This window comes from Coxiella-like endosymbiont of Rhipicephalus sanguineus (assembly GCF_018687865.1).
In genome coordinates this window covers 1-1,580 of record NZ_NIQB01000021.1, presented here as the reverse complement: position 1 = coordinate 1,580, position 1,580 = coordinate 1, and the positions used below count along the sequence as shown (strand labels likewise).

The window sequence follows — 1,580 nt, the reverse complement described above, 5'->3', positions numbered from 1 at the left end:
CCTACCCGATAAGCATAAATACCTACATGGCGGAAATGAGAGCCATTTAATTTAATACTTTCTTTATTATTAAAAGTAGAGCGATCCCACGGGATAGGAGCATGACTAAAATAAAGAGCATAATTTCGACGATTCAAAACCACTTTGGTGGTATTAGGATTAAACAATTCGTTAATATCGGTAATCGGTGTGCAGAGAGAAGCTGCTTTTACATTATCATGTTCCTCCAGATCCTCTGCTAGTTTTCGAATAGCCTCCGGGGTAATCAAGGGTTCGTCACCTTGCAAACAGATTACAATTTCATCGTCCTCCAAACCCAAAGCAACAACAGCTTCTGCGATGCGTTCCGTTCCCGACTGATGATCAGAAGAAGTCATACAAACCATTGCCCCAAAATCTTCTGCTACTTTACTTATTTGTTTATCATCGGTCGCGATCACAACATCTTCCGCACCACTTTTCACGGCACATTCATAGACGTGTTGAATCATCGGCTTACCGGCGATATCTGCCAAGGCTTTACCGGGTAGGCGGCTAGAATCATAACGAACTGGTATGATGACTCGGAATTCCATCTTACCTCTCTTCTATTAATGAACGAGCTTTGTCAGCCAACATAACTGGGATTCCCCCTTGAATAGGATAGGCTAGCTTATCAAAGCGACAAAAAAGCTCTTCCGCATCTTGCTTATATACCAATTTCCCTTTACAAAGCGGACAAGCTAGTATTTCTAATAGTCTTTTATCCATCAATTACCTCTAAAAAGCTTTGAGAAACAATTTATCATTTTTGAAGTAAGAATCAAGAGGTTCAAAACAGCAGTCCTTTTTCAATTAACGATAAGAGAAAGGTATTTCCTTGTTGTGTCAAACACATTAAATTTGTTGACTATATTTGTTGACTATAATAAAAATATGACAAAAGAAAACAAACAAAGATGGTCACAAAAAGTTACCGAAAGCAGCAATGCGCTTGACCTTGACGCAAGGGGGAGGGGGTAGTTGGAAAAGATCCCCAAAGAATTTTAAAATCCTTAAAAAATCGGCTGTAGCCAGCAAGCGTCGAAAAGGAACTCCTTATCAATCTGCCATGTCGATGCTTAATTTCTATATCAATCAAGCAGGAAAGAAATTGACTGACCAACAGAAAAAGATTTAAACATAAGCGAAACAAGAACTACGGTCATTGTTCAAAAATGATTAATTATTCTCTTACTTAATCGTAAACTCAAAGGGCGCATTGCTCAGGCTCTCACTTTTAAACCGATCTTCAGAAGTCTGTAAGGCACTATTTCCTTCGGTTGGTCTGAAAAAAGCAATTAAGCGATTCGAACTTCCTCCTAGTTCTTCCAATCTTGTATTCAACAACGTAATGATTCATCTCTATAAACCAGTAACAGTAGACGGCATCTTATTATCACCAAAAGAAAAACAACAGTATTATCTTTCATGTCGTCCTGCTCCAGGCTTATTTAAACGATTAGCTTATAAATTTTGTTTTTAGCTTATAAATTTGGTTTATTTAGGATATAATCTGCTACTCTGCGAGATCAAAATGAATATTCCAGATCAAAATGAAT

General features: G+C 37.7%; 5 protein-coding genes. 2 read left to right on the top strand and 3 right to left on the bottom strand.

All coding sequences use genetic code 11. The features are described 5' to 3' along the window. Window positions 1-575 (bottom strand): 3-deoxy-manno-octulosonate cytidylyltransferase (kdsB, locus tag B1F79_RS01945; protein WP_251365774.1); only part of this gene is annotated, 575 nt, incomplete at its 3' end. 1 nt (window position 576) lies between these two features. Further along, a complete protein-coding gene (locus B1F79_RS01940) occupies window positions 577-750 on the bottom strand; it encodes a Trm112 family protein (RefSeq protein WP_251365773.1) in 174 nt (57 codons plus the stop codon). A gap of 217 nt (window positions 751-967) precedes the next feature. On the opposite strand from B1F79_RS01940, the gene B1F79_RS01935 reads away from it, so the two are divergent. Continuing rightward, window positions 968-1,159 carry a DUF3175 domain-containing protein gene (locus B1F79_RS01935; protein WP_251365772.1) on the top strand — a complete coding sequence of 64 codons (192 nt, stop codon included), beginning with the start codon at window positions 968-970 and terminating at the stop codon, window positions 1,157-1,159. Window positions 1,160-1,212: 53 nt separating this feature from the next. Here B1F79_RS01935 and B1F79_RS01930 read toward each other — a convergent pair whose 3' ends face one another. After that, window positions 1,213-1,365: a hypothetical protein gene (locus B1F79_RS01930; RefSeq protein WP_251365771.1), complete on the bottom strand. Its 153-nt coding sequence runs from the start codon at window positions 1,363-1,365 to the stop codon at window positions 1,213-1,215. A gap of 7 nt (window positions 1,366-1,372) precedes the next feature. On the opposite strand from B1F79_RS01930, the gene B1F79_RS06280 reads away from it, so the two are divergent. Then, window positions 1,373-1,504 (top strand): hypothetical protein, encoded by a 132-nt coding sequence (locus B1F79_RS06280; RefSeq protein WP_285896358.1) that lies wholly within the window; start codon window positions 1,373-1,375, stop codon window positions 1,502-1,504. The last annotated feature ends 76 nt before the right edge of the window (window positions 1,505-1,580 follow it).

Excerpts from the sequence above, each read along its gene's own strand:
- B1F79_RS01940 (WP_251365773.1), bottom strand. The coding sequence starts at position 750 with ATGGATAAAAGACTATTAGAAATACTAGCTTGTCCGCTTTGTAAAGGG.
- B1F79_RS01935 (WP_251365772.1), top strand. The coding sequence starts at position 968 with ATGCGCTTGACCTTGACGCAAGGGGGAGGGGGTAGTTGGAAAAGATCC.
- B1F79_RS06280 (WP_285896358.1), top strand. The coding sequence starts at position 1,373 with ATGATTCATCTCTATAAACCAGTAACAGTAGACGGCATCTTATTATCA.